Origin of the sequence: Fodinicurvata halophila, from assembly GCF_042651425.1 — a bacterium.
GTDB classification, from domain to species: Bacteria; Pseudomonadota; Alphaproteobacteria; order Kiloniellales; family DSM-21159; genus Fodinicurvata; species Fodinicurvata halophila.
Map to the genome: position 1 here is coordinate 517,488 of NZ_JBHSCW010000003.1, position 19,907 is coordinate 537,394.

The window sequence follows — 19,907 nt, forward strand, 5'->3', positions numbered from 1 at the left end:
TCTGTCCAATCGCACATTATGCGCTTGGCGCGAATAGGTAAATGCACTGATCAGGAGACCGCGCGCAGTTTCGGCTGTTCGCATTCCAATGGGAAATAGACACGCATGGTCGTCCCGCGTTCCGGCTCGCTCTCGATTTCCAGGCGCCCGCCATGCAACTCTGTAAGCGAGCGTACGAGGGAGAGCCCGAGCCCGGTACCTCCAGAGCCTCGCTGATAGCTGTTGTCGGCCTGCTCGAAAGGCCTGAGGATCCGCTCAATGTCCTCTTTCGCAATCCCGACACCATCGTCGCTGACGGCTATGGCAATCTCGCCAGCTGGTGTGTTGCTGATCCGCACGGAGATGGAGCCGCCTTCTGGTGTGAACTTGATTGCGTTGGACAGAAGGTTGAAAACAATCTGTTTTATGGCTCGCTCGTCTGCCCGAATCTGTTCCGCGCCAGGAATGATCTCCATGTTCATTGTAAGGTTCTTTTCCTGGGCTCGAACACGGTTCAGGCGCAGGCAGGGCTCGAGCACTTCGTCCACATGCAGGAAAACAGGATGTAGTTCCAGACGCCCCGCTTCGATCTTGGCCAGGTCCAGAATGTCGTTGATCAGTTCCAGCAGGTGACGGCCACTTTCCTGAATGTCGCGGGCATACTCGGTATATTCCGGAACGCTGTTCTTGCCGAAAGACTCATTGGCAATGATCTCCGAAAAGCCGAGGATGGCGTTGAGCGGCGTACGCAGTTCATGGCTCATGGCGGCCAGGAAATGTGACTTGGCCCTGTTGGCAGCTTCAGCGACCTCGCCCTGACGCTCTGCGTCCTGTCGCGCCACCTCGAGATCCTCGGCCAGGCGCTTCAGTTCCTCTGCCTGGGATTCCAGCGTATCCCTGCTGTAGAGAAGTTCCTGCTCGAAGTGCTTGTGGTCGGTGATATCGATGACGGTAATCTGCTGGGCAGGCTCCTTCATCCACTCCACGGCCCGTCCCATGACCTCAACCCAGATGCTGTGACCCTCGGCCGTCAGGTTGCGTGCCTGTGTGGTGAACTGATGATTGTGATCCTCGAGACTGTAGAGCCATCGCTGCCAGGCCGTCTCGCGATCCTTTTCCGGAATCAGGCCGAGGATATCCGTCAGCTCCAGGACCTCCTCGGGACTGTTGAAACCATAAATGCGAGCGAAGGCCTCGTTCACGAAAAGCGGCTTGTAACCCCGGTGAATGCAGATTCCCTGCAACGACCCCTCTATCAAATCGCGAAAACGCCGTTCACTGGATTCAAGCGCCATTTCTGCCGACTTGCGTTTGGAGATATCGCTGATCGTCCCGACGATCCTTACGGTTTGCCCCTCCTCGTCGTGATAGGCGCGTCCCTTGGCGGCGATCCAGATGTAGTCGCCGTTGCGTGCTCGGAGGCGCTGGTCATGTTCGAAACTGTCCTTTTCTCCCTTCAGGTGTGCCTCCAGTAAACGGTGCGCTTCAGATGCATCGTCTTCATGGATCCGGTCGAACCAGGTTTCGATACGCTCGGGAAGCTGCTCGGTGTCGTAGCCGAGTAGTTTGCACCAGACAGGAGAGTAATAGACATGACCGGATTGCACGTCCCAGTCCCACAGGCCGTCATTCGCACTGTTGAGAGCGAGGTGAAAACGCTCGCGGCTCTTTCCGAGCTCCTGCTCGAACTGCTTCTGACTGGTGATATCCGTGGAGATGCCGACCAGACGGACGATTCTGCCGTCCTCGGAGCGCACAGGCGTCAGGTTGGTATGCCACCAGCGCCATCCCGTGGGCAGCTGGTAATGCTGGATGTACTGGATGCGCTCGCCTCTTGCCAGGCATTCCGCGTAACGCTCTTCCACATCCCGCGCGGTTTCCGCAGGCACCACGTCATGGGGTCTGTGCCCTGACAGGATGTCGTCTTTCAATCCCGTCATCTCTTCATGACAGCTGTTTGAGGCCAGATAGCGGAAAGCCGGACCGTCCTCGATCTCGACAATGAAAACCGGGGTTCCCATTGTCTCGATCAGTTCCTTGAGTGTGGCGTCCGATTGGGAGGCCAGCATGATCACGGCTCCATTTACAGATTCCGGTAACAGCCTAGGCTATCCGGAAATGGTTAACGGAGCCTTGCCGTGGTCTCAGACGAGCTTTCCGGGATTCATGAGGTCTTCAGGGTCGAGGGCATACTTGAGACTGCGCATGAGGTCGATTTCGACCTCGGACTTGAAACGCATGTTTTCCTCTCGCTTCAACTGGCCTATGCCGTGTTCTGCGGAAATGGAACCGCCAAGTCGAGCTACAACATCGTGCACATGACGATTCACCTCGTCCCAGCGGGCGAGGAAGGCTCTAGGATCCATGCCTTCCGGCTGGGAGATGTTGAAATGAATGTTTCCATCGCCGAGATGACCGAAAGGAACAGGACGGGCGCCCTCCACGAGATCCGTAACGATTTTCGTAGCCTCGGCCAGGAACGCGGGCACCTCCGAGACGGGAACGGAAACATCATGCTTAATGGAGGCGCCTTCATGCTTCTGGGCTTCCACCAGCCCCTCGCGTAGGCGCCAAAGTTCGCGGCGCTGGCTTTCATTCTGTGCGAGTACGGCGTCCTGGACAAGCCCCTCCTCCAGACACGCACCGAATGCCTCCTGGAGGGTCTCGGAGAGGTCGCTGCCCTCGCGCCCGCCGAACAGCTCCAGGAGCACGTACCAGGGGGAGGGGGCGTCCAGGGGATTGCGGCAACCCTCGATATGTCGACAGGCAAACTCTATCCCTCGCGCCGGCATGAGCTCGAAAGAAGTCACGCTTTCTCCCGAAGCGGTTCGGAGTCTTGAAAGCAGGCTGACGGCAGAATCAGGATCGGGAACGGTGGCCAAGGCTGTCACAATCTCACGAGGCCTTGCATAAAGCTTCAGGACAGCGGCCGTAATGATCCCCAATGTGCCTTCTGCACCGAGAAAGAGTTGCTTGAGGTCATAGCCGGTATTGTCCTTGCGCAGGCCGCGAAGACCATTCCAGATACGCCCATCCGCAAGCACGACTTCAAGGCCGAGCACCAGATCCCGTGCGTTGCCATAGCGCAGCACCTGGACACCGCCGGCATTGGTGGAGAGGTTCCCGCCAATCTGGCAGGTTCCCTCGGCACCAAGGGACAGCGGGAAAAGACGGTCCGCCTCAGCGGCGGCATTCTGGATATCCTGCAGTATGCAGCCGGCCTCGACGGTCAGGGTGAAGTTCTCCGAGTCCATTGCCCGGATTCGGTTCATGCGCTTGAGAGACAGAATGATCTCGCGGCCGCTCTCGTCGGGCACCGATCCGCCCACCAGCCCGGTGTTGCCCCCCTGGGGCACCATGCCGATACCTTCATTGCTGCAGAAGCGCACGATCCGGGAGACCTCCTCAGTGGATCGAGGAAAGACGACGGCACACGCCCTGCCATGATACTTGCCGCGTTGATCCCTGACGTACGACTCGAGGTCTTCAGCCGCAGTGAGGATACCTTGAGGGCCCGTGATCTCTTCCAGAGCTGCATGAATGCGCGAGTCGTCGTAGGGGCAGCTGGACATCTCGGTTTCACTCTGCCTGCAGGTTCACGAAAGCGGCCAGACCAGCAAAAGCATGGGGATGGCGATACTGACGATCACAATATCCAGAGGCAGCCCCATACGCCAGTAATCGCTGAATCGATACCCACCCGGCCCCAGGATAAGGGTGTTGTTCTGGTGTCCGATTGGCGTCAGAAAAGCACTGGATGCTCCGACGGCAACGGCCATGAGGAAGGTGTCTGCATTGACCGAAAGCTGCGAAGCCAGGGAGATGGCAATGGGGCTCATGACTGCCGCCGTCGCGGCGTTGTTCATGAAATCGGTCAGAATCATGGTGACGACAAGCAGTAATCCGAGGGTCAGAACGGGATTGCCGCCGGCTAGGTCGTTGACCAGAGTCTCCGCGATAATCTGCGCGGCTCCCGTGCTGCCTACGGCGTTGGCAATAGGGATGAGCGCCGCGAGCAGGACTATGACCGAGCCATCCAGTGCCTCGTAGGTTTCGCGCACCGGCAAGAGGCGAAAGATGACGGCCAGAACGGCTGCGGTTACGAACGCCACGGCGGCGGAAACAAGGCCGGATGCAGCCAGGCCAGCGGCTCCGAGCATGAGAGCTCCGGCTTTCAATGCCTCCTTGATCTGTGGAAGCTTGATTTCACGCTTGCCGAGAGGAGCGCAGCCGAAGGAATTGGTGAAACTGGCAATCCTGTCCTCCTCGCCCTGCAACAGGAGGACGTCCCCTGCGGCAAATACCGTGGAACGCAAACGCTCGCCACTGGTGCTCCCCTGGCGGGAGATTGCCAGAAGGTTGATCCCGAAGCGGCTTCGCAGGCGCAGTCCCTTGGCCGTGTTTCCGATCAGACGGCTGTTGGGTAGAATAACGACCTCGACAAGGCGAACCTCTTCCGATTGCAGCTTCTGGGCTTCAATGTTCTGCGCGGCGGCTTGTTCCTGTTCGCCAGATTCCTGTTGGTGGGATTGGCCTTCCATATCCTGCTCGTCTTCAGCCTTCTCGCCGACGAGCTCCAGCCCCAGGGCAGGGATCGATTTGGCCAGACCTTCCGGATCGGCCTCCAGGATCAGGACGTCTCCTTCCTGAATGCGCTGATAGCGATTGGGTGCGAGAATTCGCTGATCATTGCGAACCACCGCGATGACTACTGCTTCCAGTTCGTCAAGTTCGCGCTCGATCTCGACCAGACGTTTGCCCTTGGCCTTGGCGTCTTCGGTGACGCGGGCCTCCGTGACATAGGAAGCGATGTTCTCGAAGAGATTCTGATCCGCATGAGCCCCTTCTCTGGCTTTCGGGATGAATCGCCACCCGACGAGGCAGACAAATGCAACGCCGACAAGCATCACTGTCATGCCGACCGGAGTGAAATCGAACATCGAAAACGACTCCCCATCGCTGCGCGCACGATAGCTTGCCACGATGACGTTCGGCGGCGTGCCGATCATGGTGGTCATGCCGCCCAGAATGGATGCAAAGGAAACGGGCATGAGGAAGCGGCTTGGGGGAATGTCGTTCTTGGCCGCGGCTTGCAGCGTCACAGGAATCAGCAGCGCCAGGGCGCCGACATTGTTCATGAAAGCGGACAGGACGGCAGCCAGGGTGCAACAGGCGGCAATCATCAGTGTTGGCGACCCACGCGCCGGGATGGCATGCCGCGCGAGGATGTCGACCGCCCCTGAGAGCGATAGCATGCGACTAAGGATCAGGATTGCCGCTACGGTAATGACAGCTGGATGGCCGAACCCCATGAAGGCTTCATCCATGGGAATAAGACCAGCAACGACGGCCGCGAGAAGAGCGAGTACGGCAACCACGTCATAGCGCCAGCGCCCCCAGATGAAGAGCAGCATGGCGGATCCCAGTATTCCCAGCACCAACCCTTGTTCGGGGGTCATAGAGACTCCTGTGAGTGCCTGTTTGCGAATTGCGTAGAGCCCCTGCCAAGCCTGGCTCCGGGGAATAAGGATGGATTCCAGTAATTTCGTTATCTTGCTTCAGGAGAAAATAGCGTGCGCATAAACCGGCATGCAATTCGCTATTCCTCAACCGGTGAAATTCATCCCCTTAATGCCCTCTATATGTCACAGTGGAAAAGGACTATGATGTCTTGCAGCTTGTTTCTCCTGAGGGTAGGGCAGTACACCTTTCATGACTGCCTGTCAGCCCTCTGGAAAAACTTAGCAATAATGCCTACTTACGATAGACTGTGATCAGAAATCGAACTCCGGGGCTGGCTTCAGACGCAATCATGGCCTTTCGAACAAGCACGATACTCCTCGCCGCATTCCTGCTGACGGGATGTGAATCCCTGCCGTGGGAGGAGAGGCGAAGCGGCGCCGATGAGTCTGGAGTGACGGCAGATCCTGCTGCAGATGATGTGTCGTCAACCGAGCCTGTTCGGAGCAGCCCTGATTCTGCAGGTCCCAGAAAACCCACGAAACCACTCAATCCTGATGAACTGGTTGGTCTGAATGAGGAAGAAACTCTTGGGCGTATGGGGCCACCCCTTGATGTAAGAAAGGAAGCACCGGCAACTGTCTGGAGCTACCAACAAGAAGACTGTCAACTGCGACTGTTTTTTTACCCTTCTTTGCGCGATCGCCGTTTGCAGGCATTGACCTATGAAGTCACGCCCTCTGGGGATGCCACCATGGAAGGCTGCCTGCAAAAGCTTGGGAGTTACCAACATGGGTAGCATTGAAACCGTACAGACGAGCAAGAACATCGAAATCGCAGTGGTGGACGATGACCCGCTGTTTCGTGAGACCCTATCGGAGAACCTCAAGGAAGCCGGGTATTCCGTCGAGATGTTCGAAGCGGGTGCTTCCTTTTTTGACTGGATTGGCGACAGTGGCTCCCCCGATCTGATCCTGCTTGACTGGCGCATGCCGGAGATGAACGGCATCGAAGTACTCAAGCGCATGCGTGAAGAGGGCTATGAGACCCCCGTTATTTTCCTGACCGCACTGAGTGAGCAGATCTATGAAGAGGCGGCCCTTCTTAGCGGCGCTGTCGATTTCGTGGAAAAATCGCGCAGCTTTGCCATCCTGCATAAGCGCATTGATCTTATCCTTTCCGGCAACAAGACAAAGCAGACAGGCGAGGGCGAGGCCGTGGATGGGCAGAATGCCGAAATCATCCGCCATGGGGAGCTCGAATTGCGCCTTGATAGCAGCCGGGCCTTCTGGCGTGGGGAGCGCGTGAATCTCAGCCTGACGGAATTCAAGATCGTTCACCTGCTGCTGCAGAGAGCTGGCCAAGATGTAACTTACAGGGAAATATACGACCTGGTGCACGGGCAGGGCTTTCTTGCCGGTGCCGGCCCGGAAGGCTATCGTGCGAACGTGCGAACCTTCATGAAGCGCATCCGCCAGAAGTTCCGGGAATTGCATTCGGAGTTTGACGAAATCGAGAACTATCCCGGTTTCGGCTATCGCTGGCGCATGCCGGAAAGCTAAGAGGCCGCTTTGCGTCCCCTCTCCAGGATACCGCGCTCACTCGCCGCCAAGTTCCTGCTGCTTCTCTTGATCTTCATCGCCGTGCCGGTGATTATCTACGGGCAGCTGCGTCTTGCGGACCAGGAGCGAGCAACGTTGCTGTTGCGCAGTGTCCAGGAACAGGGATGGCTGGTAGGTCGCAGCCTGCGCCCCTTCCTTGAAAGGTTCGAGGGCCAGGACGCGATGGTTTTGCACGAGACGCTTTCCGATCTGGGCGTACGGGGCATGCGGGTTCGCCTGCTGTTCCGTCCGGAAGGTGAGCAGGGGTATGACAGCTTCTACTATGTAGCTTCGTCGCAATCCCAGGCCGCGGAGCAGTTGGAAGCGGAACTCGAGGAACTGATAACGCCTGATATCCTGGGGCAGCTCGAGGACACCTGCCGCGGACAACAGCCGCTTTCCGTGAGGTATCGCAATCCGGAAGGCGGTGAGGAGTTCCTGACGTCAATCACGCCTGTCAACGCTCCCAAGGGCTGTTGGGCAATCATCACCTCTCATGCCACATCGGAGCTGCTCCGGTCATCTCTCGGGCGGTCCTATTGGCAGATGCCCGAGGTACGGGTGGCGGCAGCGATTTACCTCCTCATGGCGCTGGTGGTCATGGCGATGTTCCTCGGCCTGTGGAACAGCCTCAGGAAGTTTGCGTTGCTTGCCAACCAAATTCGCTCTCACGCAACGCCTTCGATATCCTTTTCCAGCTTGAATCGCGTACCGGAACTGTCCGATGTTGCACGGGAATTTGATCGCATGGTCAACACGTTGCAGAAATCCGCGAAGGATATACGCGATGCGGCCGAAGAGAATGCGCATGCTCTCAAGGCACCCATCGCGGTCATTTCCCAGGCCATAGAGCCCCTGCACAGGGCGATTCCGCCGGAGAACACGAAGGGCAAACGTGCCCTGGAAGTTGTCGAGCAATCGGTGGTTCGTCTCGACAGCCTGGTGGGGGCTGCGCGACGCATGGAAGAGACGGTAGCCGAACTGCTGAATCCGCCTCGCGAACAGATTAATCTCTCCGCACTCATGAGTACTCTGTTGACGCCCTATACAGAGGGCACCGAAGGGCAGAGCCATGCCGTCGTGCGCGCCAATATCTCGGAAGGGATCGAGGTTCTCGGTGGCGCAGAGCTTCTGGAAACCGTTGCGGAGAACCTGATCGACAATGCAATCAGCTTCTCGCCCGATGGCGGGCTTGTGATGGTTTCTCTCTACAGCGAAGGTAATGAGGCGATTCTCAGCATCGAGGACGAGGGGCCTGGTGTTCCCCCTGAGAACCTCGATCGCATCTTTGAGCGCAATTATTCCCATCGTCCGGGGGAGGTGCCCTCCTCGCTGCCGCAGCATTCGGTCAAGCTTCCGAATTTCGGAATTGGCCTCTGGGTCGTTCGCCGAAATGTCGAGGCCATAGGAGGTACGGTCGAAGCATACAATCGCCCGGAAGGCGGCCTGTGCGTCAGAATCACTCTCCCGCTTTCTTCTTGAGGGCCGGCCAAGAAGACAGGGTTCCATTCTTGTCACAGCCTTGCCTCTGATCTGCCTCAGGACAAGTGTTAGAAATGGATTCCTGTCACCCAATGGCGAGAGCATTCCATGTACGCTGGTCCAGGCCGCCCTTCTCCGAAGGAACCGTTCGCTCCCCGCAGTCCGCAGGCCGGAAGGGGCTCACCGTTCCATCAAGCCCGCCTCGAAGATGCTCTGCGGCGACTGCAGCAGCTGCGTACGCCCTATCGTTTCTATGTCCTGAAATTCAGTGAGCGAATTTCCGAAGCCCTGACTTCCAGAGTTCTGGAGGGAGCCGCAGCACACGCATACCATATCCGGATAGACGAGCAGACTTTTGGTGTGCTCGATATTGCGGGGGATCATCAGGCAAGCAATTCTCACGATGCCTTCCTTCAAGGCCTGCTCAGGAAACTGGAAAAGCAGTACCGGCAGTTTTCCGGAGCATCCTGGCTGCCCGTGGCCGTTGATTATATCGAGGGGCGAACCGACGAAATAAACGGTGTGGAGGACATGCTGCTTCTTGCGGCTTCGCGGAACCGCAAGGAGGCCGGAGACAATTCCATGCATAGCTCCAAGGAAAGCGGCCAGCAAGAATATCGCGCATTTGCATGAGCCGCTTCTTGCCGGATTTTTGCCTTTTTTCTCTGCAATACTCAGATCTATCTTAAATCGGGGGGATGAAAGATGACTCCGCTTAAAATGCTTGCGGCATCAGTTTTGATACTTTCTCTGGGGGCCTGTTCCGGAATGGACACGACAACCCAGCGAACTTTGAGTGGGGGTGCAATCGGTAGTGCGGGCGGGGCAGCCATCGGGGCGCTCGCCGGAGGCAGCCTTGTGACGGGAGCTCTCATAGGCGGTGCCGCAGGCGCCGCTGTCGGCTATCTAACCAGTGACGACGACGTGCGAGTCGGCAACTAGGAACAGAAATTCGTTTTTGCAATCAGAGCCTTGCCGTGAGTCGCTTCGGCAGGGCCTGCTTCGTTCCGGAAACGATTGGCAAGTCCGTGACACCGCAAGGTTTGACGGAAGCGGTGCAGTCCAGTAATCGAAGCCTGTCGCCGGTGTAAGCCGGGAGCAGAATCATCGTTCCGGAAATATGCAAAGTTATCGAGTTTGAGCGGGATACAATCGCGGGAAACAGGACCTCCAACTGTCTGGCTGATGATGGGGCATCGGGCGGGTGACAACTCGCAGGTTCTCGCCCTTGCGGAGGCATTGGGTTGGCCCTATGAGATACGTCGTTTTGCCTACAGGAGCTATGAACTCCTGGTCAATCTGACACACGGACCAACCCTGGCAGGGACCGTTCCCGAACGCTCCAGTCATCTTGAACCGCCGTGGCCGGACCTTGTCATTTCGGCGGGACGACGTAACGAACCGATCTGCCGCTGGATACAGGCGCAGGCGAAGTCCGAGAAGCAAGTGAAATTGATTCATATCGGACGGCCTTGGGCAGACTTCGATCGCTTCGACTTGGTGATCACCACACCGCAGTATCGCCTGCCCAATCATCCTCGTATCTTGCAGAACAAGACCCCGTTGCACAGGGTTTCGAGCGAGCGGCTTGAGGCAGATGCCGAGCAATGGCGGGGAGAGCTTCAGGATATGCCATCGCCCTACATTGCCTTGGTGATTGGCGGCAACAGCGGGCCGTACAGTTATGATCGCGCCGCAGCAAGGCGTCTGGGTGAACAGGCGAGCCACCTAGCACGCCAGTATGGTGCCTCTCTCCTAGTGACCACCAGCGCACGGACACGTCCGGATACCATTGAAGTGCTCAAGCAGACGATCGACGTACCTTGCTATTTCTATGAATGGCGCCCGAATGCAGAAGCCAATCCCTACTTCGCTTTCCTGGGGCTGGCAGAGCGAATCATCGTGACCGCGGACAGCGTTTCAATGATGACAGAGGCCTGTGCCACCGGAAAACCCGTCTATCTCTTCGATCTCGGGCAGGGGTGGCGCGCCATGCGCAGAACCTTGCCAGGCAAGCACGGTTTTCTTGATAAATATCTCAGAAAACCAAGAGACAGCTTTGATTTCAGGGCATTTGTCTATCTGGCCGGCATGTATCTCGGGCCCAAGCGCATTACCCGCGACATACGCATCATCCACGACTACCTTATCTCCAGTGGCCGCGCTGTCTGGCTCGGGGAAGGACACCCGCTCGAGTTTCCGCCTCCCTTGGAGGATATCTCTCGCGCAGTGCAGCGTGTACACGCGCTTTTTCCAAACTATACAGGCGTGAAAGCCGCATAGATAAAGGGGCGCAGAAAGCGCCCCTCTATCTTTACAACATACGAGATTGTTGTCCCTATGCTGCCATTTTCGGAGTGCGGTCCATCACTTCGAACGCATCGTGGCGCACGTGATTGCGTCCCATCTCTTCACGGATCATTTCTTCGGTGACGATGCCCTGGTCCAGGCATTCCTTGAGCATGGCAAAGAAGAAGCGTTCCTGATTGCGATCAGGGTGGCGCAGATACCGCCCCAGCAAGGCATGCTCACCGAACAGCTTGCGCCGCCAGCGCATGAGCCATCCCAGAACCGGAAAACGACGGGATTTATCAGCCGGCGTGAAATCGATCGGAAGACCTGTCTTCCAGGGCTGTGTCAGGCGCCGAGTGTTGTGCAGCAGCTTTGTATCGGCTTTCAGGCGATCGAAGTCGTTCCAGTAGGGTTCGAGCATGCCGATGCTCTCCCGCGGCTCGGTGCGCAGACAAATCCAGTCCATGTAATCGAGTTCGCCGGTGAAGAGCTTGTTGAACTGCTCCTCGCACTTCCAGTGGGTCAGCTTTGCACATTCCAGCAACATGACCGAACTGGCCATGCAACCTTCACGGCCCTTTGCCCCCGAGCGGGCTCGGCACATGATGGCATGGCCTCCCATGTCACGGGACAGTAGCTCCCAGATATCACCAACGGCGAAGATATCGGGATCCATGATCACGGCACGGCCTTCGTATCCCATCAGCTCAGGCGGCATGAACCGCAACGGCGTGAAGGACTGAAGGTCCTCATAGCGCCAGGGACGGGTATAGCCGTCACGCAGGAATTCCTGCCCTTCCTTGTCTTTGAGGAAGGGGTAATCCTTCGTGTGAATCAGTTGAACGTCGAACTTGTCGGGGTTCTTCGAGTTGCGCTTAATGGTGTACTCGGACACCAGCGCGCCGATCATCTGGCGATGATTGGTATGGATGAAAACGGTAGCTTTCACAGCAGCCGTAACTCCTGTTTCGTAGATGATAATTGCTCTTAACAGATAGTATGACGCCCCGCAAGCTGACGTATCGTCTCACTTCCGACCGATGATCAGGCACCGGCCTGTTCTGAATGCTGCTGGTTCGTATTGTATCCGAACACAGGGCTCAGGTGGGTGTTGATGTAGTCCTCGACCTGCCGGATTTGCTCATCATCAAAGTAATCCCGATAGCCGCCCACCTTGGCACGGCGGACCTTGTACGCGTCCGGATTGCTCTTGTCGCGCGTAACCATGCGGCTTCCACTCAGCCAGAAGGTGCGGTTGCTTTCCATGTTGCGCATATTCTCGATTGAAGCGAAGCGGATTGCTTCCTCTACCTGGTCGTCATTTGCCTCGGTGCCGATGAAGCTGGTCACCTGCTTCAGTGCAGTGCCTGGATCCTCCCGCATGTCCTCGTAACGTACGATGAGAATGTTCTCTATGTGATCCATCTCCCGCGCCCAGATATTCATGAAGCCAATGATCTTCGGGAGGCCGGCCTTTTCGTCCATGACGAAGTCGTATACCGAGAGATCTTCCATACCCTGCGGGTACTGATTGATAGATTTCTTTCGGTCCCGCATGCGGTATTTCCACTGGAAATACTGAGAAACGGCTGTATCGGCCGGATTGCGCACGAGCAGGATGACCTTCCGGTCATAGTAGTCGGACTTGTTGTCCGCATTGCCCGTATAATCTTTCAGATAGTTGTCGTGCGTGAAGAAAAGTCGGGGAATCTCCTGGTTCCTGCGATGTAGATTGTCGAAGCCGATCAGATGGCGCTCGGAAAGGCCATGCCTCACCTGATAGAAGCGAGAGAGCATGACGCGCAACCATGTCCGCCCGCTCTTTCCGAAGGAAACGATTACGGCATCTGCCAGACGGAGTTTCCTGTACTCTTCCTTGCCGCGCTGATGTCGTTCGATTGCAATCTTTCTTTCCTTGGGCAGGAAAAAGAGAATCAGCAAGGTCAGCTCTCGGCTGATCTTCTTCAGTAAGACGCGCATGGGTATTTCCAGGAAAAGAGTCAGTCAGTATCTGGTTGGCAGCTATAGCAAGCTCGGCTTCGTGGTGCAATCCGACCTGATGGCCGAACATTGCCACGGCCGGGTCGGTATGGAGGCATTTAGACATACATCGTATGTTAAAAATATGTATCTACAAAGATATGTGTGCCTTTGGGCTTGCTTTGCCCTTGAGCCTCCTGTGCAGAAAAGCTACCTCTTGCCCTGCTTCATAACCCATCAGCGGATCCAACCCACGCCATGAATCATCTCGACCAACTTGAAGCGCAGAGCATCTATATTCTGCGCGAAGCCTACAACCGCATCAAACCCCTGTCGATGCTGTGGTCGCTGGGCAAGGATTCCAACGTCATGATCTGGCTTGCGCGCAAGGCGTTCTACGGACGTGTTCCCTTTCCTGTGATCCTGCTGGATACCGGTAACGAGTTGGACGAGGTCTATGCCTTCCGGGATCGCTACGTGAAGGAGTGGGGCCTGAACTATATCAACGCCGAGTGTCCGCCCTATGAGGAAACCGATCCAGAGTTGACTCACAACGCCCGGGCCGCTGCGCGCAAGACCCTGGGACTCAGACGTGTCATCGAGGACCATGACTTCCGCGGGATCATCCTGGGCATTCGCCGTGATGAGCAGGCTGTGCGCAGCAAGGAGCGCGTCTTCAGTCCGCGTGGCGAAAGCGGGGAATGGGATTACAAGGACCAGCCGCCGGAGTTCTGGGAGCAGTACAAGACAGAGTTCCCGCCGGGCACGCACGTACGCATCCACCCGCTGCTCGCATGGACCGAGGTGGATATCTGGCGTTATATCCAGCGCGAGAACATCCCTGTGGTGCCGCTGTATTTTGCACGCAACGGCATGCGTTACCGCTCTCTCGGCGAGAAGGACATCACCCGGCCCATCGAGTCCAATGCCTCGACCATCGAGGAGATCATCGAGGAATTGCAGACGACGAGGACGCCGGAACGCGCCGGCCGAACGATGGACCATGACAGCGAGGACGCTTTCGAGCGCCTCCGCGCCGCAGGATACATGTAATGCAGGATTCCAGCTCTTCTCTCGACATGCTGCGGGAAACCTTCAAGATCGTCGTGGTCGGCCATGTGGACCACGGCAAGTCGACCCTGATCGGTCGCCTGCTGTACGATACGGACAGCCTGCCGACGGGCAAGTTTGAGGAACTCAAGGCGATTTGCGATCGCCGCGGCATGGCCCTGGAGTGGTCCTTCGTCCTGGACGCCTTCCAGGCCGAGCGGGACCAGGCCGTAACCATCGACACGACGCAGATATGGTTCAAGACGCCGAAGCGCGATGTTGTCATTATCGACGCGCCGGGCCATCGCGAGTTCCTGAAGAACATGGTCAGTGGCGCGGCCTCCGCGGACGCGGCCCTGCTCGTCGTGGACGCGGAAGAGGGGGTGCGCGAGCAGACCCGCCGTCACGGCTATCTGCTGCACCTTCTGGGCGTGAAACAGGTGGCCGTGGTCATCAACAAGATGGACCTGGTCGATCATTCGGAAGATCGTTATGGCGAGATTGTCCGGGATGTGACGGCCTACCTGCACGGCATTGGCGTCGAACCCAGCTTCATCGTGCCGATCTCGGCCCGAGAAGGTGACAACATCGCCAAGAAATCCACGTCCACACCCTGGTACAAGGGACCGACCATCCTGGAGGCACTGGATCGCTTCCACTCGGTCACGGTCCCTTCGGAGCAGGCCCTGCGCATGCCCGTTCAGGATGTCTATCACTTCGACCAGCGCCGCATTCTTGTCGGGCGCATCGAGGCGGGCGTGCTCCGGCCAGGCGACGAGATTCTCTTCTCGCCCTCGAACAAGACCGCCCGCGTCAAGTCCCTGGATATCTGGGACGCGCCGCCGTTGATGGAGGCCCACGCCGGCCAGTCCATCGGATTGACCCTGGAAGAGCAACTCTTCGTGGAGCGCGGGGAGATGATCAGCCATGTGGAAGATCCACCGGTGCTCTCGACGGTCTTTCGGGCACGTCTGTTCTGGCTGGGTCACAAGCCACTGGAGGTTGGCAAACGCTATACGCTGAAGCTAGCCACCAAGACGGCCAACGTGACGGTGGTCGGTATCGATACCCTGATCGACACCGACAGCCTGGCACATCGCCCGGGAACCAAGCTCGAGCGCAACATGATCGGCGAGGTGGTTCTGCGGGCGCGCGAGGTGCTGGCGTTCGACGAGCATGTCTCGCTCGACAAGACGGGACGTTTTGTCCTGCTCGAGGACTACGACCTGGTCGGTGGTGGCCTGATCTCCATGGAAGGTTATCCTGATCAGCGACAGAGCCTGACCGTCAGGTCCACCAACGTCTATTCCGTCGAGCACACAATCACACGGGAAAACCGCGTCGTTCGCAACGGCCACAAGGGCGGCGTACTCTGGTTTACCGGGCTGTCCGGTGCTGGCAAGTCGACCCTGGCGATGGAAGTGGAGAAGCATCTCTTCCAGAAGGGGCACCAGGTCTATGTGCTGGACGGCGACAACGTGCGTGCGGGCCTGAACGCCAACCTGGGTTTCTCTCCGGAAGAGCGTACCGAGAACATCCGCAGGGTGGGGGAGGTCGCCGCTTTGTTCGCCGATGCCGGGTTTATCTGCATCACAGCCTTCATTTCACCCTACCAGGCTGATCGTGATCGTGCCCGCGGTGCCGCCAATCGCATCGACAGTGATGCCTTCCACGAAATCCATGTCAGTGCGGACCTGAACACCTGCGAGAGACGGGATCCGAAAGGGCTCTACAAGAAGGCCCGGGCGGGGGAGATCCTGGACTTTACGGGCGTCAGCGCTCCCTATGAAGCGCCTGCCACCCCCGAACTGGTGGTGGACACCGATGCGAAGGACCTGGCGTCCTGTGTCGAGCAGGTCGTGGACTACATAGACCGCACCTTCCGGGTGGAGTAAAACCCCACCTTTTCGCTTAGCCGGCGGCAAGGACTTCGGCGAAGAAAGTCGGGTCTACATTGCCGCCGGAGAGCGTTATGGCAACGGTTTTGCCCACTGCGTCGAAGTGCCCGGACAGCAGCGCTGCCAGACACACGGCGCCTCCGGGCTCGACCACGAGTTTCAAATTGCGGAATGCAAAGGCCATGGCCTGACGCACTTCTTCATCGTTTACCACCAGCCCGCCTGAAAGAAGTTGCTGGTTGAGGGTGAAGGTGATCTCGCCAGGGGAGGGAGTCAGCAGCGCATCACAGATCGATTCTGCTAACGGGTCGTTTTCCAGGCGCGTGCCTGCGGCCAAGGATCTGGCAGTGTCTTCGAATCCCTTGGGCTCCACCGCATAGACTTCCGTTTCCGGAGACATGTTGCGAGTCGCCAGCGCAATGCCGGAGGTGAGACCTCCGCCACCACAGCAGACAAGCACCGCGTCGACGGAAGCGTTGAGATCCCTAGCCTGCTGGTATATTTCCCGCCCACAAGTTCCTTGACCGGCAATGATCTGAGGATCGTCGAAGGGGCGGATCAGTGTAGCTCCGCTGCGCTCAAGAAGGTCGTCGGCGATCTCTTCCCGGCTTTCCGTCCTGCGATTGTAGAGCACCACTTCAGCTCCGTAGCCGCGCGTGTTGGCGATCTTAAGCGAGGGAGCGTCCTTGGGCATGATGATCGTGCATTCGATCCCCAGGATACGAGCCGCTGCCGCCACCCCTTGGGCGTGATTGCCCGAGGAGTAGGCGACCACACCTTTGCGCCTCTGGTCTTCATCAAGAAGGGACAAGCGATTGAAGGCGCCACGAAACTTGAAAGACCCCGTTCTCTGTAATGTCTCCGGCTTCAGCAGAATACGCCCCCCGAGCTGTTCGTTCAGGGTGGCGTTCTCGAGCAGGGGCGTCCTGACGGTTTGTCCCTCCAGGCGTTGGCTGGCAGCTTCGATGTCCGTGAAGGACGGAAGGATCACGGAGGCAGGCGTGTTCATGTGAACTTCCTCTGTTGCGGACGTTCGACAGTTCAGTTGGCCGAGCCACTCTCTGCCATGGCGTCGAGATTGCGCGTTGTCTGCGGCGGGTGAGGCAGCCCGTCATAAAGACGACTGTGCCTTTGAAGCTTGCGCCTGTAGACGATAACGGCTTCTGAGACACGCTGAACGTAATTGCGCGTTTCCTTGAAGGATATCTGTTCCACCCAGTCGATGGCATTTATGTCCGGATCCCGGGGATCGCCGAAACGCTCGATCCAGTCGCTGGCGCGATGAGGTCCGGCGTTGTAGGCAGCCAGGACAAGAGGCAGATAGCCCTGATAGCGATCCAGCATCTCTTCCAGGTAATTGCGTCCGAGACGGATGTTGTAGCGCGGATCGCTGGTCAGGCGGGCAGGTTCGTAGGCGATGTTCATCCTTGCGGCCACCTGCTGAGCCGTGCCCGGCATGACCTGCATAACCCCTCGCGCGCCAGCGTGACTGACGGCCTTTACCTCGAAGTTGCTCTCCTGACGCATCAGGGCCAGCAGAATAGGGGCCAGAGGATCACTTTCCTCTATCCAGGCGGGAATAGGATAGAGGTAGTCCGGCATATTGATGCCGTTGTATGCGGCACGCCGGGCCGTGCTTACAGCCTGGTCGGTGTGTCCCCGCTTCATGCCCAGTTCGGCGATCAGCCTGTAGTCTGCTCCAGTCTCTGCTCTGAGACGCAGAGAGGCAAAGAAATAGTCGGAGAGATCATCGCGCTCGATGCCATCGAGAATCGCAATCGCCCGGGGCAGGTCACCGGCCAGGAACGACTGACGCTGCTCGGAGGTAACCGTCGGCATCTCCTCCTGGCTTTCATGCATCAGGCCCGTTTCGGCGACTGCCAATTGGCCATAGTAATTGTTGTCGAGTTCAGCTGCGGTGGAGAACCAGCGGTGCGCGAGCTCGGCATTCCCGAGTGCTTCGGCCGCACGTCCGGCCCAATAGGCTCCCCGAGAGCGGCTGATCTCGGTTGTCACCCCTTGGTGAAGCCGCTCGAAGTGCTGATAGGCATCCGAAGGGCGGTTCAGGAAACGCAAGGCAATCCATCCGGAGAGAAACTCGCCTTCCGCGAAGCCGACGCCAGACTGAAGGCCGTGCGAACTTGCAAGGTCGTAAGCTTCGCGCGCATGTCCATCTTCCAGCAGGTCCCGCGCCGCCCAGTGTTTGAGGGACCACCACCGTTCACTGGAGGCCTCTCCAAGGCTCGTGTCATGTCGTTTCAGAAGGGGAAGGGCGTCGTGGATGCGGTCCTTGCGCATACGCCAGCGCGCACGTTCATACAGCAGACCGTCATGATCCTGGAGATGATCCGGGACGGCATGGATCGCCTCGTCCACCCCGGGCTCCTGTCGCGCCAGTTTGATCTGGGCGCGGACAAGCTGTTCATGGCCCGAACTCAGGCGGGCCGCGGTGCGCAGGGCTGGCTGTTCCTGCCCTGCGCGAGTTTGCCGCTCGAGCCGTGCAAGGTGATCAGCCTCCCGCAGGTGAGAAGAGAATTCCTCGTGGAATTCCTGTTCATCGCTTTGCGAAAAGTTCGTCTCACGCCATATGCGGCGCACCTCTCGGGCAATCGTCTCTCCATCTGCCGTATAGGCAAGGGCCTGCGCATACTTCAGCGAGGCCTCTCCGGATAGCGGAGGGTACCGCTCGAACCAGGCAACGCGTTCACTCGGAGGCATGCCTTCGGGCATTGTCTTCTCGGCCGCTCGGCGCAGAGTGATCTGTCCGGGCCAGTCCGGGTTTTCTTCCAGAAAGGCACTGATTTCCGCAAAATCCTGACGATCCCCGTAACGCAGCAGGCGGTACCACTGGATCAGCTTGCCGGCAAGCGGACTGTCCACGTTGGCGGCCACATAGCGCGTCTCCTCCGGCGCCCCCTGGTCGATGCGCTCAAGCGATTGCGATAGCAGTTCTCGATCACTGGTCGAAAGTTCATTGCCCGACGCGTGTGCGCCGGCGGACAGAACAACCAATATGATCGCGAGAAAGGTAACAGAACGGGCAAGGAACAGGGACATGAGGCTCATTGACCGAATCTCCTTCGGTGCAGGTACTGGGAGGATAACCTATCACAAGCCATTACCTGCTCAAACGAAAGCCGGAGAATGGTGGGCTTTTCAAGGCACGTAAGCTTGCAGCAACCCGGACAGAGCGCTATCGTCTGGCCGATTTCCGGGTCCTGGAATGAAGGGGCCAGGCTCTTCTGTAAAGTGAGACTTTCATGACCCACCCACTGTATACGGGTTCGATGCCCGCCCTGGTAACTCCGTTCCGCAACGGCGACGTCGACTACGACTGTTTTGCGGAGTTCGTGGACTGGCAAATCGAGGAGGGATCCAGCGCGTTGGTGCCCTGCGGCACCACCGGGGAGTCCCCGACTCTTACGCACAGTGAGCACAAACGGGTGGTGGAAAAGTGCATCGAAGCAGCTGAAGGCCGTGTTCCCGTGATTGCAGGGGCTGGTTCGAACTCCACGGCTGAGGCCATAGATTTCACACAGCATGCGGAAGCCTCGGGCGCCGATGCGGCTCTTGTTGTTACGCCCTATTACAACAAGCCGAATCAGGAAGGCATGTATCAGCATTTCAAGGCTGTTCATGATGCCTCCAGTCTGCCGATCCTGATCTACAACATTCCCGGTCGGTCGGTCGTCGACATGAATGTCGAGACAATGGCACGTCTGGCCGATGACTGTCCGCGCATCGTCGGTGTGAAGGATGCCAGCAACGACCTGACTCGTCCGGCCGTTACACGCCTTGCCATCAAGAAGGGGTTTACCCAGGTTTCCGGCGAGGACGGAACCATCCTGCCGTTCATGGCACAGGGCGGGCATGGATGCATTTCGGTCACGGCAAATGTTGCGCCGGCGCTCTGTGCTGAATTTCAGCGCGCCTGGCACGCCGGAGAGCACCAGCGTGCCGAGGAGATCAACGACCGGTTGATGCCTTTGCATGCGGCTCTCTTTTCGGAACCCAGTCCGCAGCCCGTCAAATATGCGCTGTCCCTGCTGGGCAAGCTTGAGAACGAACTTCGCCTGCCCTTGATTCCGGTTACAGAGCATACGAAAACCCTGATTCGGGAAGCCATGGTTTCCGCCGGCCTCCTGAAGTGAAAAGACATATCTGA

At 58.0% G+C, this 19,907-nt stretch carries 16 protein-coding genes; 9 read left to right on the top strand and 7 right to left on the bottom strand.

Annotated elements, in window-relative coordinates:
• Nucleotides 1-50: 50 nt before the first annotated feature.
• From ACFOW6_RS07225 to ACFOW6_RS07235, 3 genes are all read right to left on the bottom strand, one after another.
• Complete coding sequence (locus tag ACFOW6_RS07225) at nt 51-2,048, bottom strand: PAS domain S-box protein (RefSeq protein WP_382421665.1); 1,998 nt, start codon at nt 2,046-2,048, stop codon at nt 51-53.
• Between the two features lie 75 nt (nt 2,049-2,123).
• Entirely contained in the window at nt 2,124-3,551 is a 1,428-nt protein-coding gene (locus ACFOW6_RS07230; RefSeq protein ID WP_382421666.1) for an FAD-binding oxidoreductase, read from the bottom strand.
• Nucleotides 3,552-3,575: 24 nt separating this feature from the next.
• Complete coding sequence (locus tag ACFOW6_RS07235; protein WP_382421667.1) at nt 3,576-5,438, bottom strand: SLC13 family permease; 1,863 nt, start codon at nt 5,436-5,438, stop codon at nt 3,576-3,578.
• Nucleotides 5,439-5,791: 353 nt separating this feature from the next.
• Between ACFOW6_RS07235 and ACFOW6_RS07240 the strand changes: the two genes are divergently transcribed.
• The 6 genes from ACFOW6_RS07240 (at nt 5,792) to ACFOW6_RS07265 (ending at nt 10,805) form a co-directional block, all read left to right on the top strand.
• The gene (locus ACFOW6_RS07240) at nt 5,792-6,238 is read left to right on the top strand and encodes a hypothetical protein (protein ID WP_382421668.1); all 447 of its coding nucleotides are present in this window, start codon (nt 5,792-5,794) and stop codon (nt 6,236-6,238) included.
• A complete protein-coding gene (locus ACFOW6_RS07245; RefSeq protein ID WP_382421669.1) occupies nt 6,231-7,001 on the top strand; it encodes a response regulator transcription factor in 771 nt (256 codons plus the stop codon). Before ACFOW6_RS07240 ends, ACFOW6_RS07245 begins: the two co-directional genes overlap by 8 nt.
• A 9-nt stretch (nt 7,002-7,010) precedes the next feature.
• A complete protein-coding gene (locus ACFOW6_RS07250) occupies nt 7,011-8,522 on the top strand; it encodes a sensor histidine kinase (RefSeq protein WP_382421670.1) in 1,512 nt (503 codons plus the stop codon).
• 108 nt (nt 8,523-8,630) lie between these two features.
• Entirely contained in the window at nt 8,631-9,155 is a 525-nt protein-coding gene (locus ACFOW6_RS07255; protein ID WP_382421671.1) for a hypothetical protein, read from the top strand.
• 135 nt (nt 9,156-9,290) lie between these two features.
• Nucleotides 9,291-9,464, top strand: a complete 174-nt coding sequence (locus tag ACFOW6_RS07260; RefSeq protein ID WP_382421672.1) for a YMGG-like glycine zipper-containing protein — start codon at nt 9,291-9,293, stop codon at nt 9,462-9,464.
• A gap of 243 nt (nt 9,465-9,707) precedes the next feature.
• Nucleotides 9,708-10,805, top strand: coding sequence for a mitochondrial fission ELM1 family protein (locus ACFOW6_RS07265; RefSeq protein WP_382421673.1), 1,098 nt, complete (start codon nt 9,708-9,710; stop codon nt 10,803-10,805).
• A gap of 55 nt (nt 10,806-10,860) precedes the next feature.
• On the opposite strand, the gene ACFOW6_RS07270 is transcribed toward ACFOW6_RS07265, so the two are convergent.
• Entirely contained in the window at nt 10,861-11,763 is a 903-nt protein-coding gene (locus ACFOW6_RS07270; protein ID WP_382421674.1) for a hypothetical protein, read from the bottom strand.
• 95 nt (nt 11,764-11,858) lie between these two features.
• Nucleotides 11,859-12,794, bottom strand: a complete 936-nt coding sequence (locus tag ACFOW6_RS07275) for a sulfotransferase domain-containing protein (protein WP_382421675.1) — start codon at nt 12,792-12,794, stop codon at nt 11,859-11,861.
• Between the two features lie 258 nt (nt 12,795-13,052).
• On the opposite strand from ACFOW6_RS07275, the gene cysD reads away from it, so the two are divergent.
• Nucleotides 13,053-13,847 (top strand): sulfate adenylyltransferase subunit CysD, encoded by a 795-nt coding sequence (gene cysD, locus ACFOW6_RS07280; RefSeq protein WP_382421676.1) that lies wholly within the window; start codon nt 13,053-13,055, stop codon nt 13,845-13,847.
• Complete coding sequence (gene cysC / locus ACFOW6_RS07285; RefSeq protein WP_382421677.1) at nt 13,847-15,739, top strand: adenylyl-sulfate kinase; 1,893 nt, start codon at nt 13,847-13,849, stop codon at nt 15,737-15,739. The genes cysD and cysC overlap by 1 nt, the downstream gene beginning before the upstream one ends.
• A 16-nt stretch (nt 15,740-15,755) precedes the next feature.
• Here cysC and ACFOW6_RS07290 read toward each other — a convergent pair whose 3' ends face one another.
• A complete protein-coding gene (locus ACFOW6_RS07290) occupies nt 15,756-16,751 on the bottom strand; it encodes a threonine ammonia-lyase (protein WP_382421678.1) in 996 nt (331 codons plus the stop codon).
• 32 nt (nt 16,752-16,783) lie between these two features.
• The gene (locus ACFOW6_RS07295) at nt 16,784-18,808 is read right to left on the bottom strand and encodes a lytic transglycosylase domain-containing protein (protein WP_382421679.1); all 2,025 of its coding nucleotides are present in this window, start codon (nt 18,806-18,808) and stop codon (nt 16,784-16,786) included.
• Between the two features lie 194 nt (nt 18,809-19,002).
• On the opposite strand from ACFOW6_RS07295, the gene dapA reads away from it, so the two are divergent.
• Nucleotides 19,003-19,893, top strand: a complete 891-nt coding sequence (gene dapA / locus ACFOW6_RS07300) for a 4-hydroxy-tetrahydrodipicolinate synthase (RefSeq protein WP_382421680.1) — start codon at nt 19,003-19,005, stop codon at nt 19,891-19,893.
• The last annotated feature ends 14 nt before the right edge of the window (nt 19,894-19,907 follow it).